General features: G+C 63.4%; 13 protein-coding genes and 1 pseudogene. 5 read left to right on the forward strand and 9 right to left on the reverse strand.

Annotated features, from left to right (window positions below; genetic code table 11):
• Position 1: 1 nt before the first annotated feature.
• On the reverse strand, positions 2-808 hold the full coding sequence (locus ACD578_RS12930) for an ABC transporter ATP-binding protein (RefSeq protein ID WP_404293828.1): 807 nt from the start codon (positions 806-808) through the stop codon (positions 2-4).
• A 4-nt stretch (positions 809-812) separates the two neighbouring features.
• On the reverse strand, positions 813-1,961 hold the full coding sequence (locus tag ACD578_RS12935; protein WP_404293611.1) for an MlaE family lipid ABC transporter permease subunit: 1,149 nt from the start codon (positions 1,959-1,961) through the stop codon (positions 813-815).
• 81 nt (positions 1,962-2,042) lie between these two features.
• Here ACD578_RS12935 and dgcA point away from each other — a divergent pair, with 81 nt between their 5' ends.
• Positions 2,043-3,026 (forward strand): N-acetyl-D-Glu racemase DgcA, encoded by a 984-nt coding sequence (gene dgcA / locus ACD578_RS12940; protein WP_404293613.1) that lies wholly within the window; start codon positions 2,043-2,045, stop codon positions 3,024-3,026.
• Here the strand turns inward: dgcA and ACD578_RS12945 are convergent.
• Entirely contained in the window at positions 2,996-4,177 is a 1,182-nt protein-coding gene (locus ACD578_RS12945) for an MFS transporter (protein WP_404293615.1), read from the reverse strand. The two genes, dgcA and ACD578_RS12945, sit on opposite strands and share 31 nt — an antisense overlap.
• A gap of 157 nt (positions 4,178-4,334) precedes the next feature.
• On the opposite strand from ACD578_RS12945, the gene ACD578_RS12950 reads away from it, so the two are divergent.
• On the forward strand, positions 4,335-4,835 hold the full coding sequence (locus ACD578_RS12950; protein WP_152714449.1) for a hypothetical protein: 501 nt from the start codon (positions 4,335-4,337) through the stop codon (positions 4,833-4,835).
• A gap of 7 nt (positions 4,836-4,842) precedes the next feature.
• Here the strand turns inward: ACD578_RS12950 and ACD578_RS12955 are convergent.
• Both ACD578_RS12955 and ACD578_RS12960 read right to left on the reverse strand, forming a co-directional pair.
• Positions 4,843-5,849 (reverse strand): annotated as a pseudogene (locus ACD578_RS12955) (glycosyltransferase family 4 protein).
• Entirely contained in the window at positions 5,849-6,661 is an 813-nt protein-coding gene (locus ACD578_RS12960; RefSeq protein ID WP_404293617.1) for a UDP-2,3-diacylglucosamine diphosphatase, read from the reverse strand. The pseudogene ACD578_RS12955 and the gene ACD578_RS12960 overlap by 1 nt, the downstream one beginning before the upstream one ends.
• Positions 6,662-7,574: 913 nt before the next feature.
• Between ACD578_RS12960 and ACD578_RS12965 the strand changes: the two genes are divergently transcribed.
• The 3 genes from ACD578_RS12965 (at position 7,575) to ACD578_RS12975 (ending at position 9,598) form a co-directional block, all read left to right on the forward strand.
• A complete protein-coding gene (locus tag ACD578_RS12965; protein WP_404293620.1) occupies positions 7,575-7,832 on the forward strand; it encodes a cyclic nucleotide-binding protein in 258 nt (85 codons plus the stop codon).
• 110 nt (positions 7,833-7,942) lie between these two features.
• A complete protein-coding gene (locus ACD578_RS12970; protein ID WP_404285516.1) occupies positions 7,943-8,875 on the forward strand; it encodes a DMT family transporter in 933 nt (310 codons plus the stop codon).
• Positions 8,876-8,980: 105 nt separating this feature from the next.
• The gene (locus ACD578_RS12975) at positions 8,981-9,598 is read left to right on the forward strand and encodes a helix-turn-helix domain-containing protein (protein WP_404285518.1); all 618 of its coding nucleotides are present in this window, start codon (positions 8,981-8,983) and stop codon (positions 9,596-9,598) included.
• 191 nt (positions 9,599-9,789) lie between these two features.
• Here the strand turns inward: ACD578_RS12975 and ACD578_RS12980 are convergent, their stop codons facing one another.
• The 4 genes from ACD578_RS12980 to lysM all read right to left on the reverse strand — a co-directional run bounded on the left by ACD578_RS12980 (position 9,790) and on the right by lysM (position 12,203).
• Positions 9,790-10,737, reverse strand: a complete 948-nt coding sequence (locus tag ACD578_RS12980) for a c-type cytochrome (RefSeq protein ID WP_404285520.1) — start codon at positions 10,735-10,737, stop codon at positions 9,790-9,792.
• A gap of 60 nt (positions 10,738-10,797) precedes the next feature.
• The gene (locus ACD578_RS12985) at positions 10,798-11,235 is read right to left on the reverse strand and encodes a c-type cytochrome (protein ID WP_404285522.1); all 438 of its coding nucleotides are present in this window, start codon (positions 11,233-11,235) and stop codon (positions 10,798-10,800) included.
• A gap of 136 nt (positions 11,236-11,371) precedes the next feature.
• A complete protein-coding gene (locus ACD578_RS12990) occupies positions 11,372-11,689 on the reverse strand; it encodes a rhodanese-like domain-containing protein (RefSeq protein ID WP_404285524.1) in 318 nt (105 codons plus the stop codon).
• Positions 11,690-11,756: 67 nt separating this feature from the next.
• Positions 11,757-12,203, reverse strand: a complete 447-nt coding sequence (gene lysM, locus ACD578_RS12995) for a peptidoglycan-binding protein LysM (protein WP_152714440.1) — start codon at positions 12,201-12,203, stop codon at positions 11,757-11,759.
• Positions 12,204-12,251 lie beyond the last annotated feature (48 nt).

Here is a 12,251-nt window from a genome sequence, read left to right on the forward strand (position 1 = left end):
GTTACCCTTGCGCGCCGCCGGCCATGACCGCGCGTGCCCGTTTCCCATGAAAATAAGAGCGAAGCCACGGGTGATCTGATTCCAGCATCACCTCGATGGGACCCTCCGCGAGAATTTTTCCCTCGCCCAGAGCCGCTATGCGGTCGCAGACCGAATATAGGCTGTCCAGGTCATGGGTTACCATGAATACGGTCAGGCCTAAAGTCCGCTGTAACGTCGCAATAAGGTCGTCGAACTCGCCAGCGCCGATAGGATCGAGACCCGACGTCGGCTCGTCAAGGAAAACAATCTCAGGATCGAGAGCAAGCGCCCGCGCCAGGGCCGCGCGCTTGATCATGCCGCCCGACAGCTCGGAGGGAAGTTTGTCGGCAGCATCCGGATTCAAGCCCACCATCTCGATCTTGAGCATGGCCAATTCGTCGAGCAGCCGGTCCGACAGGCGCAGGTATTCCCGCATCGGAACCTGGATGTTCTGCTTCACCGTCAGCGCTGAAAACAGCGCCCCCTGCTGGAACAGCACGCCCCAGTGCCGCTCCAACTGGCGACGCTCCTCGGCCGACAGCTCATCCAGGTTCTGGCCCAGCACCTCGATGGTGCCTGCCCGCTTGGGCACGAGCCCGAGGATGGCCCGGGTCAGCACCGACTTGCCCTGACCGGAGCCGCCGACGAAGCCCAGGATCTCGCCGCGATAGACGTCGAGATCGAGGCCTTTCAGGATCGTCCTGTCTCCGAAGCCGACCTCGACGCCGCGAGCGCTGATGATCACGTCGCGGTCATTGGGAGATTCGGTGGGGCGCCGTTCGAGCATCATGTCAGTAATTAATCGCTGCAAAGAACATGGCGAAGAGGCCATCGAGCACGATGACCATGAAGATTGCCTTTACCACCGAAGACGTCACGTGCTGGCCCAGGGACTCGGCGGAACCCGCAACGGCCAGCCCCTCCAGGGTCGCAATGATGCCGATGACAAGCGCCATGAAGGGAGCCTTGATGATGCCGACCATGAAGGTGTTCAGACTGACGGCGGCCCTGAGGCGCGTCAGGAAGATGTCCGGGCTGATATCGCCGTAGACCCAGGTCGTCAGGGCACCGCCCACGAGCGCTGCGATGGAGGCGATGAAGGTCAGGAGCGGCAGACCGATCACCAGCGCCATGATGCGCGGGACGATGAGAACCTCGATGGGATCGAGACCCATGACCCGCAGGGCGTCGATCTCCTCCCGCATCTTCATGGAGCCGATCTCGGCGGTGAAGGCCGAGCCCGAGCGGCCCGCGACCATGATGGAGGTCAGCAACACACCCAGCTCACGCAGGACCAGGATGCCGATGAGGTCGATGACGAAGGGCGTGGCCCCGAACTTCACGAGCTGGAAGATACCCTGCTGCGAGACGATGCAACCGACGAGAAACGAGATCAGGACGATGATCGGAACGCCGCGATAGGCGATCTGCTCGAGCTGGTTGACCACGGCCGTGATGCGGAAGCGCCGGGGATGGACGATCACGCGCAGCAAAGCGGAGATGAGTTCGCCCAAAAAGCCGACGCCGCCGACCATGTCCCTGCCGGCCCCGGCCACGCTCTGACCGACATCGACGAGAAAATCGACCAAGCGGGAATGCCGCGGCTTCGGTGCGCCCTGAAAGTCGCGATAAGCCGCCTCCTCCAGAAGGATCTTCTGCTCCGGCGTCGCATTGGCGAAATCCACCTGTCCCTTGGCGGAGAGCTCGTGCCGTGTGCGGTTGAGCGTCCAGGCACCGAGAGTATCGAGACGCCCGACGCCGCCCAGATCGAGGGTCAGGGGAAAGGTGCCGGCTTCCGTCGCAATCTCATCCGTCAGGGCCTCGACCTTCTGGGCATGCGGCGCCGTCCAGGGACCGGCCAGCCGGACTGTCGTCTGCCCCCCGGCACGGTCGATTGCGACTTCCGGCTCGCGAGCCAAGGTGCTCTGCGCCACGATCATCCCTTCGGCGTTGATTCCGCTTGGTGATAGCGTGTCATTGCGCCACAAGTCGAGACGAAGTTAAGAAGAGAAGCCAAGAGAATGCGCAAGCTCACCGTTTCCATCGACCGTTTCCCCATTGCCGGAAAGTTCACGATCGCCCGCGGCTCCCGCACGGAGGCGGTTGTGGTCACGGCGACGATCTCGGAGAACGGGGCGACCGGGCATGGGGAATGCGTGCCCTATCCCCGCTACGGGGAGACGGTCGAAGGAGTGGCAGCGGCTATCGAAGCCATCCGGCCTCGGATCGAGGCCGGGCTGAGCCGTGAGGCGCTTCAGGATCTCATGCCGGCAGGAGCGGCCCGGAATGCCGTCGACTGCGCCCTCTGGGACCTGGACGCCAAGCGCTCCGGCATCCGCGCCCACCTGACCGCAGGGCTGACCCGCTGGCCGCCCGCGACCACGGCCTATACGATCAGCCTCGACAGTCCTGATGGCATGGCCGAGGCTGCTGCCAGGGCGGCTGAACGCCCGATTCTCAAGGTGAAATTCGGTGCCCCCGATGGCGATATTGAGCGGATCAGGGCCGTCCGCCGGGCCGCGCCTCAGGCGACCTTGATTGCCGACGCCAATGAAGGCTGGACCGAGGAGAACCTGGAGCAGCACCTCGCGGCCTGCGCCGATGAGGGCTACGCGCTGGTGGAACAGCCCCTCCCCGCCAAGGCCGACCGGTTCTTGAGCCGCATCTCCCGCCCCGTTCCGATCCTGGCCGACGAGAGCGTGCATGACCGGGCGAGCCTCGACCGGCTGGTCGGCCTCTACGAGATCATCAATATCAAGCTCGACAAGACCGGTGGGATGACGGAGGCCCTGGCTCTGGCCGATGCGGCGGAAGCCAAGGGCTTTTCGCTCATGATCGGCTGCATGGTCGGCACCTCGCTCGCCATGGCGCCGGCCCTGGTGCTCGCGCCCCGCGCCCGCTTCGTCGATCTCGACGGCCCGCTCCTCCTGGCCAAAGACCGGGAGCCCGGCCTGCGTTACGAGGGAAGCATCGTCTACCCGCCGGAACCCGCCCTCTGGGGTTGATCCTTCTGAAGGCGGACCACCGCCAGCATCAGCACGAATCCGATGGCTCCCAAGGGTGCCATCGCGGCGAAGACGCCGGCACCTGCTTCGCTGTAGATCACGCCGCTGACGATGGTGGAGGCCGCCGTCGTCAGGGCGGCCAGCGAACCGTAGATCCCTTGCGCCCGTCCCCGTGCCTTCATGGGTGCGAGGGCCGCCAGGGCCGCCATGGTGCCGATGTGGGTGGCGGCGAAGGACAGGCTGTGCATGGTCTGCAGCACGAACATGACCTCCGTCCCTGGCTGCAGGGACATGATCGTGAAGCGGATGACCGCCGCGGCCGACCCGAGCAGGATCAGGCCGACGCCCGAACTCCGGCCGACCTGGCGGCCGAGATAGACGAAGACCAGGATCTCGGCGATGACGCCGGCCGCCCAGAAATAGCCGATAACCTCGTCGGAGAAGCCGATGGAGCGCCAGTAGATGCTGGCGAAGGCATTCAGGGCGCCGTGGCTACCCTGAGTCACCGCTCCCGCAATCAGCACGAGCCACAGGATCCTGGACAGCTTTGGGGAAGCTCCTTCCGTCTGAGCCTCGCTTGGGCTCGCAGGCTCGGGGACCTCGTGTGGGACGGCGATCAGCGTTGCCGTGAGGCCCAGGAGGGGAATGAGGGTCAGGGCGACGATCACGATGTCCGGCCCGAAGGCGCCGACCAGATACCCGCCCACGATGTTGGTGATGAAGAACGCCACCGAGCCGGCGCCCCGGATCCGACCGTAGTTCAGGCCCGGATGGCGCTGGACCGCGTTGGTCGAGACGAGATCGTTGCCCGGGATGATGCAGGACTGCGCGATGGCGACAAGGGCCACCAGGGCCATGATCGTGACGCTGTTGTCGGTCAGCAGGAAGAGCGGAAAGCCGATCAGCTGCCCCAGATGGCTCGCCAGAAGCAGCCGGCGTGCCCCGAACGACCGGTCCGCCAGGCTCAGGAGCGGTGCGGTCGCCAGGATCCGGACGATGATGGGGATCGCGACCACGAACCCGATCACGGTCGGCGACAGCGCCTTGCTCTGCAGCCAGAGCGGGAAGAACGGCAGATACATCCCGTGGCTGGTGAAGCTGGCAGCCTGCAACGCACCCAGACGGAATTCGAGAGCTTTGAGCGGATGCATTGGGACTATGGTCTTCTGGAATCGGAATCGGGGCCAAACGAGCAAGAACGCGGTGCAAGACTACCCCTGAAGGCCTTGCAGGGGTTGAGCTTGCAGGCACTTTGCACACATCTGTTGGAGACAGGAATCAAACCCGGCAGAGATGGATTGCGCCACCATGCCCGATGAAGAGACCAACGTCACGTTCGGCGATCTGGATTTCGACACTATCGAAGCGGCCGTCATGGAGACGGCGCGCGGCCGCTGGTTCCTGAAGGAATATGCGAGGCGTAACCGCAATGCGGACACCCAGGCCGTTCTCGAGGCCGTGGACCGCCTGAAGGAACTGCCCCTGGATGCCAGGACGGTCGAGCCCTTCAGAACTTGCCTGGAAAAATTGGTCGCCTCGATCCGGCAGACCAAGGCGGAGGTCCGCTCCTTTCCGGTTCTGGAAGCTGACGATCCCTTGAACACCCTCTCCGAGGCGGAGCTCCAGGAGGCGGCCGAGCAGCGCATCCGGCGCATGGCGTCGACGCTTCAGAGCCTGGAGAACGAAATCCAGGGCATGATCGATCTCAGCAGAGTGGAGATCGACCGGACCGAAGTCTCTGTGGAAACCGGCCCTTTCGAGGGTGAGAAGGCTCAGCATCTCCACCCGCATTCCGCCTTCCTGATGTAGGGGCAGGCTATCTCCCGGAATGGGCTTTCTCGATATTGGAGAAGAATTGCCGGGCGCTTTCGTGCCAGGTGAAGGTCTCGCCATAGGCCCGGCATCGATCCCTCGGGAGGTCGAGAGCCGCAAGCGCGGCGACCCGCAGGTCGGCGTCGAGGACGCCGCAGCCTGAAGCGCCGATCACATCCAGCGGGCCGGTGACCGGAAAGGCCGCAATCGGCAAGCCGGAGGCCAGCGCCTCGATCAGCACGATTCGAAGGTATCGGTGAGGCTCGGGAAGACGAAGACGTCCGACGAGGCATAGACCCGCGCCAGATCCTCGCCGGTGAGAGCGCCGAGAAAGCGGGCTTCCGGGTATCGTCGCCCGAGTGCCAGGCGTGAGGGCCCGTCGCCCACCACGACCTTGGTGCCGGGCAGATCGAGGCTCAGGAAGGCGTCCAGGTTCTTCTCGACGGCGACCCGCCCGACATAGAGGAAGACGGGTGCGGCTACGTCCAGGATCCGTTCGTGTCGTGGTCGGAACAGAGCGGTGTCGACGCCCCGCGTCCAGCGCATGATGTTCTCGAAGCCGCGCTCCGTCAGTTCCCGCTCCAGGGAAGGCGTGCTGACCATCATGGCGCGGGCCACCCGATGGAAGCGCTTGAGCGCCCCGTAGGTCCACGCCTCGGGGATTTTGGTTCGCGCAGCCACGTATTCCGGAAAGCGCGTATGATAGCTCGTAGTGAACGCTCGCTCCTGGCGCGCGCAGGTCAACCGCGTGGCAAGCCCGATGGGCCCTTCCGTTGCGATGTGGACATGCGTCGGCCGGATCTCCTCAAGGATTGCAGCGAGAGACCCAGGCCCGATCAGGGACAGACGGATTTCCGGATAGGTCGGCATCGGGATGGAACGGAAGCGCTCGGGCGTGAGGAACACGACCTCCGCACCGAAGCGCGGCGCCTCGGCCGCCATGTATTCCAGCGAACGGACCACCCCGTTGATCTGGGGGCGCCATGCGTCGGTTGCGATCAGAAGGCGCATCAGGCGGCCCTCTCGCTGATCTTCACGTCGACGAGACCTTGATCGCGGGCCGGCTCGCGCTGACGGTCCGTCCACCGGATCAACTCGAAGGAGCCGTCGTAGTGCTCGACCACCGCCGTGCAGGACTCGACCCAGTCGCCGGTATTCACGTAAACCACGCCGAACTGATCGTGCATGATCGCGTGGTGGATGTGCCCGCAGATCACGCCATCGGCCTCCTGGCGCCGGGCTTCCGCGGCGAGAAGCTCCTCGAACCTGCTGATGTAGTTCACCGCGTTCTTGACCTTCAGCTTGGCCCAGGACGAGAGCGACCAATAGGTCAGGCCGATCCGCCGCCGCACGATGTTGAGATAGGTGTTGATGAACAGAGCTGTCGAATAGGCTCCATCTCCGAGAAGCGCGAGCCAGCGGGCATGCCGGACCACCAGGTCGAACTGATCGCCATGGATCACGAGATAGCGCTTGCCGTCGGCGGTTTCGTGAACCGCATAATCCGCAAGCTCGATGCCGCCCAGATTGACCCCGATATAATCGCGCAGGAACTCGTCGTGATTGCCGGGAAGGTAGACGAGGCGGGCCCCCTTCCGGACCTTGCGCATGAGCTTCTGCACGACATCGTTGTGGGCCTGGGGCCAGTACCAGCCCGATTTCAGGCGCCAGCCATCGACGATGTCGCCGACGAGATAGATGGTGTCCGCATCGTAGGTCTTGAGGAAGTCGAGCAGGGCACCGGCCTGGCACCCCTTCGTGCCTAGATGGAGGTCCGACAGGAACAACGTCCGTACGCGCACAGCATTCTCATCCTGAGCCATGGGCTCCTCCGGCGGGCTTGCTGAACGATAGCCAAACCGGATTCGCATCTCGTCCCCATGACGGTTTTCCTGCAGATTTGTGACGGGGCCCTCGAAGCATCGCGCCTCAAGGGCTGGCCGATCATCGACCGGCTGCGTCATCACCGGCCCTGGGCCGGTGATTCCGATTGAATGAAGCCCTGCGCCTCACAGCATCGGGATGGCCGGGACTGCTCCCCGGATCACGTCCGGGGGACGGCCATGACGGCGAGGGAAGCCGACTATTGAACCAGCCTATCAAGAGCGAAGCGTCACGCAGGACGGTGCGCCTCCGGTGCTCTCTGGAGCCCCCTTCGAGACGCCGCTTGCAGCGGCTCCTCAGGATGAGGGTTGTGTGTCCGACAGCGTGGATCGGCGGATACGTTCGGCCCTCGCACCCTCCGACGTCATCACCGGCCTTGTGCCGGTGATCCCGGTGGTCTGAAGCGCTGCGCCTCACCGTATCGAGATGGCCGGGACAGGCCCGGCCATGACGGGAGAGGGTGTCCAGGGCGGTGATCGCGATCGTCTCGCTCGCCCTCATCCTGAGGAGCCGCGGCAAGCGGCGTCTCGAAGGAGGAGTTCAGGGCTCTCCCGGACCCTCCTTCGAGACGCAGCCTCACGGCTGCTCCTCAGGATGAGGGCCACGGGTCTGAAAGCGGGATGGCCGGGACGGATCCCCGGATCGAGTCCGGGGACAGCCATGACGGGGAGCAGGACAAAGGAGAGCGTGACGAAGGCGGGCGCGGAACGGGGAGAGGATGTCAGCCCCGGAAGGCTCGTCCGCCCTTTTATCCTGTTCCCGGCTTCCTTCTCGGGTCAGCCAAAAAGTCGGATTCCAAGACGGATCGATTTGCCCTAGAGCCTTCGCTTCGGATCGGGGCGGAGATCGTCGATGAACGGACCTGACGTTATCGGGCTGATTGGTGTTGCTGCCTATTTATCGGCCTACGGGCTATTGCAACTGGGCGCGCTGAAAGTAGAGGACAATCGTTACGCGCTTCTCAATGCGTTGGGCGCAATACTGATCCTTTACTCATTGTTCTTCGACTTCAATTTGGCATCCTTCGTCACGCAATCTGCATGGCTCATGCTGACGGCGCTGGGCTACATACGTTCCCACATCAAGCGCTCACGAACAGCCCGATCCTAGCCCCATGCGTCGGACGCAGGGGCTTTCGCTCCGATTGGGGGTTCACGACGCGGCTCGTCCGTGGTTGGCTGCAGCATCAAAGCGACGCCATCCGTGAAAACCCGCCACCTGTGAAACCTCTTCTGGGGATCTCCCTCAAAGTCATCTCCGCCGTCGTCTTCACGATGATGTCGGCGACCCTCAAGACGCTCGCCGCCCGCTATCCTGTCGGAGAGATCGTCTTCTTCCGCTCGGCCTTTGCGCTGTTGCCGCTGCTGCTGTGGCTGAAATGGGAGGGCGACCTCATCAATGCCGTGCGGACGAAGAATGTCGTCGGACACTTCAAGCGGGGGTTCATCGGCACGGGCGCAATGTATCTCGGCTTTGCCGCCCTCTCCTATCTTCCCCTCCACGACGCCATCGCCATCGGCTACGCCTCGCCCCTGATCGCCGTGATCCTGGCGGCGCTCCTCCTCAAGGAGACGGTGCGCGCCTATCGGTGGACGGCGGTCGGCATCGGCTTCGTCGGTGTCCTGATCATGCTGTCACCCTACCTGAAGGTCGGCACCTTCGGCGGAGACCTGACCGCTGGACCGACGCTTGGCGCGATGCTGGCCTTCGCCGGAGCCTTCTGCTCGGCCGGCGCCATGATCCAGGTTCGGCGCCTGACCCAGACCGAGAAGACCGGCGCCATCGTGTTCTACTTCTTCATCATGGCATCCGGCCTGTCGCTCTGCACCATCGCCCTGGGTTGGCGCATGCCGGATTCGATGGACTTCGCCCTGTTCATTCTCATCGGCATCCTGGGCGGTGTCGGGCAGATTCTGGTCACGCAATCCTACCGCTTCGCAGACACCTCGGTGATCGCGCCGTTCGAGTACACCACCATGATCTGGGCGCTTCTGTTCGGCTGGTTCATGTTCGACGACTTGCCTACGGTCACCGTGCTGATCGGTGCGATCATTGTCGCCGCGACGGGTCTTTTCATCGTCTGGCGCGAGCATAAACTCGGGCTCCTGCGGACCAAAGAGCTTCAGGCTACCCCGCAAAGACCCGGTGTCTGAACCGAAAAGAACCGCCGCGACCGCTCCGGTGCTTGACCCGTTCCGTCGATTACCCCACAACCGTTTTGAGGAACGAACGTTCTCTTTTTCAGAACAGAGGCAGTCATGGGTGTCGAGGGCAAAGAGCGGAGCCGGGACCTGGAGTCGGGCGCACAGGTTCTCTCCGGCAACATGGGCAAGACGATCCAGCGGCTGCGCAAGGCCTACAACCTGTCCCTGTCCGAGCTGGCTGAGCAGTCCGGCGTCGCGAAGTCCATCATCAGCCAGATCGAACGCAACGAAACCAACCCGACGCTTGCCACCATCTGGCGGCTGAGCCAGGCCCTCGACGTCTCGATCGAGCGGGTTCTCGCCTCCGGGGACGAGGAACCCTTCATCGAGAAGTCCTCCAAGGCCGATACCCCGATCCTCGTCTCCGAGGACGGGAAGATGCGCCTGGCCATCATCGGCTGGCTCAAGACCATCGAGTGGCTGCAATGGTACGACGTGCAGTCCGAGCCCGGCGGCGTGCTCGACTCCGACAGCCATCAGCGTGGCTCCGTGGAGTGCCTGTCCGTCCTGGAGGGAGAGTTCGAGGTCGAGGTCGGCGGCGTGACCCAGCAGGCGAAGGCCGGGGAAAGCCTGCGCTACCGCTGCGACCGTCCCCATTCGGTGCGCTGCATCGGCAGTGCACCCGGTCGCGCCACCATGGTCTGCATCCTGAAGGCCGCTGTGATGGATTGAGATCCACCGGCCAGGATCTCGCACATAGCGCTCATCACCACACACCCGTCATGGCCGGCCCTGTGCCGACTGGACGAGCGCCGCGCTCCAGATCATCGGGATCACCGAGACAAGCCCGGTGATGACGAAGGAGGGAGCAATTTACGAGTCAATCTCCAGGGAGATTGAGCGCTCCAAAGCTCGGGCCTCCTTTATTCAGGCTTCTTGAAGCCCTGCCTCGGCGGCAGGGACAGCAGGTATTCCGCCATGGCCCGACGGTCCGCATCGGGGAGCTGGGCCGTATTGGCCACCACGGCTCCCATCGGCCCGCCGACCGTGTCGAAATTCGGCGTCTCGCCGGTCTTCAGCAGGGTCGTGAGATCATCCGCCGTCCAGCCCCCGATGCCGCTCGGATGAGGAGTGATGTTGGGAACTGTGCCCCGGCCCTCCGGATCGGGTCCGCCGGCGAAGCGCCGATCCCCGATGATGGCACCCGCAGCGTTGCGCTCGCTGTGGCACTCCGCGCAGTGCCCTGGCCCGTTCACCAGATAGGCTCCCCGGTTCCAACTCGTCGATTTGGTCGCATCCGGTCGGAAGACCTGCCCGTCCAGGAAGGCAAGCTTCCACAGACCGAGGCCGCGGCGGACGTTATAGGGGAAAGGCAGCTCGTGATCGGGAGCGCGCCCTTCGACGGGCGCAAGCGTCATGATGAAGGCGAAGAGATCTGCGAGATCCTCCGGGTTCATCCGCTGATAGCTCGTATAGGGAAAGGCAGGATAATAGTGGCGTCCATCGGGCGAGACACCTTCGCGCATGGCGCGAACGAAATCCGCCGTGCTCCAGGAGCCGATGCCGTCCTGCTTGTGGGGCGAGATGTTCGGAATGTGGAAAGTGCCGAAGGGCGATTTCAGCGCATACCCGCCGCCGAGCCGCAGCTTGTCGGTCTGACTGGGCACGGCGTGGCAGGAGGTGCAGCCTCCGGCGAAGAACAGGGTGCGGCCGTTCTCCAGGTTGGGCTGACGCGTCGAACCGGCAGGCAGTGTCGGAGAGACCGGATCATTGCTGCGGATGAGGGCATAGGTCGCTGGCGAGGTCAGCCCCCAGAAGCCCAGCGCTCCAACAAGTGCCAGAACCAGAAGACCCACGATTGCCTTGCGCATCCCGCTCTCCAAAACGAAACGAGCGGCCGGAAGGGCCGCTCGCGATGAACCTGAGAAGACTTATGAACTCTTCTTCCGGAACTCGTTGTGGCAGACGCCGCAGTTCTGGAGCACCTTCGGCATTTCCGACTTGAACGACGCTTCGTCCTTGATCGTGGTCATGGCCGTCTGGGCGTCCTGGCTCATCTTCGTTCCATAGGAATCGAACTTGGCCTTGTTCTCCCAAATCGTCGGCAAGGCCTCGGTCTTCGGCGCGTCCTTGGAATTTTCCGGGAAGAGAGCCACGAACTTCGTGGGATTCTCTGCAAACACCTTCAATCCAGCCTGGACCTTGGCGAGATCAAAAGGCTCCTGGCCACGCATCATGGCGCCGATCGGCCGTGTCTGGGCAGCCATCTCCTTCATGAGGCCTTGACGCTGCTCGACGACATTGCTCTGGGCGATGGCCGCCGTCACTCCAATCGCCAAAAGGCTGGCGACGAAAATAGTACGCTTCATATGTTCTTTCCCTCATGGGCGCGACCGAGGGTCTTCCAACGAACCAGGGTCAGCGGGCCGGCATTAGCGCATATCTCTTCAAGCTTGAGCACTGCACTTTAGAACACATCTATGTGAGGTGCCCGATGGATCCGCCTTATTCCACAGGCTCGCCCGATGCGGCCCAATCCTTGAAGCCGCCCTTGTAGTGCTCGCGGATGTCGCGGCCAGCAGCTTGCGCGAATTCGATGGCCCGGACCGACCGGACGCCCGCCGCACAGGAAAAGACGATTCGCTTGTCCTCGGGCAGAGCGGTCGGATCGAAGGACGAGAGCGGATGCGAGACGGCTCCCGGGATATGTCCGGCGGCGAATTCATGCGGTTCGCGGACATCGACCAGCACGAAGGAGCCTTCACGAAGCCCCTGCTTGATGGCCTCGCGGTCGAGATCGATAACTCTTGGCGCTTCACTCATGAAAATTCCTCCCTGAGACGGGTCACTCATACCGGCTTACCAGGGAGGAGTGCAATCTTGTCGCGGTTCAGGCGAGAGGCGGAATCCGCAGTACCCAGCCCGGCTGGATCATGTCAGGATCCTTGACCGGTGGGGAATTGGCTTTGACGATTTCCGTGTACTTCGCGCCTTTGCCCTTCCCATAATGCTTCTCGGCAATCTCCCAGAGGGTGTCACCCTTCTGGACCGTATACATGGTCGAGACGGCGGAGGGCTGCTGAACCTGCAGCTCGCTCGTATCGACCTCGGCGACGCCATAGGTATTGCCGAGGGAAAGGATGATCTTCTCGGCCTCTTCCTGGTTGGTGGCTTGCCCCGACAGCTTCACCTTGTCGCCTTCCACCTGGATTCCGAGTTTGGTGGCATCGAACCCGTGGCCCTGAACCTCCTGCTGCAGCTTCTCCGGAGTCGCGGCGGCGGCGCTGCCGCCGAAGATCTTGGCGCCGGCTTCCTTGATGAACTTGAACAGACCCATGTCGTCCTCCTCCTGCCCGGCTCACGACGGCCAAGCTGGGAGGAAGAC

This window comes from Microvirga sp. RSM25 (genome assembly GCF_044784385.1).
GTDB classification, from domain to species: domain Bacteria; phylum Pseudomonadota; class Alphaproteobacteria; order Rhizobiales; family Beijerinckiaceae; genus Microvirga; species Microvirga tunisiensis.

What these genes read in the sequence shown, in the direction of transcription:
- ACD578_RS12980 (WP_404285520.1), bottom strand. Translation starts at nt 10,737, where the DNA reads ATGCGCAAGGCAATCGTGGGTCTTCTGGTTCTGGCACTTGTTGGAGCG.
- ACD578_RS12950 (WP_152714449.1), top strand. Translation starts at nt 4,335, where the DNA reads ATGCCCGATGAAGAGACCAACGTCACGTTCGGCGATCTGGATTTCGAC.
- dgcA (WP_404293613.1), top strand. Translation starts at nt 2,043, where the DNA reads ATGCGCAAGCTCACCGTTTCCATCGACCGTTTCCCCATTGCCGGAAAG.
- ACD578_RS12935 (WP_404293611.1), bottom strand. Translation starts at nt 1,961, where the DNA reads ATGATCGTGGCGCAGAGCACCTTGGCTCGCGAGCCGGAAGTCGCAATC.
- ACD578_RS12990 (WP_404285524.1), bottom strand. Translation starts at nt 11,689, where the DNA reads ATGAGTGAAGCGCCAAGAGTTATCGATCTCGACCGCGAGGCCATCAAG.
- ACD578_RS12960 (WP_404293617.1), bottom strand. Translation starts at nt 6,661, where the DNA reads ATGGCTCAGGATGAGAATGCTGTGCGCGTACGGACGTTGTTCCTGTCG.
- ACD578_RS12965 (WP_404293620.1), top strand. Translation starts at nt 7,575, where the DNA reads ATGAACGGACCTGACGTTATCGGGCTGATTGGTGTTGCTGCCTATTTA.
- ACD578_RS12945 (WP_404293615.1), bottom strand. Translation starts at nt 4,177, where the DNA reads ATGCATCCGCTCAAAGCTCTCGAATTCCGTCTGGGTGCGTTGCAGGCT.
- lysM (WP_152714440.1), bottom strand. Translation starts at nt 12,203, where the DNA reads ATGGGTCTGTTCAAGTTCATCAAGGAAGCCGGCGCCAAGATCTTCGGC.
- ACD578_RS12985 (WP_404285522.1), bottom strand. Translation starts at nt 11,235, where the DNA reads ATGAAGCGTACTATTTTCGTCGCCAGCCTTTTGGCGATTGGAGTGACG.
- ACD578_RS12930 (WP_404293828.1), bottom strand. Translation starts at nt 808, where the DNA reads ATGCTCGAACGGCGCCCCACCGAATCTCCCAATGACCGCGACGTGATC.
- ACD578_RS12975 (WP_404285518.1), top strand. Translation starts at nt 8,981, where the DNA reads ATGGGTGTCGAGGGCAAAGAGCGGAGCCGGGACCTGGAGTCGGGCGCA.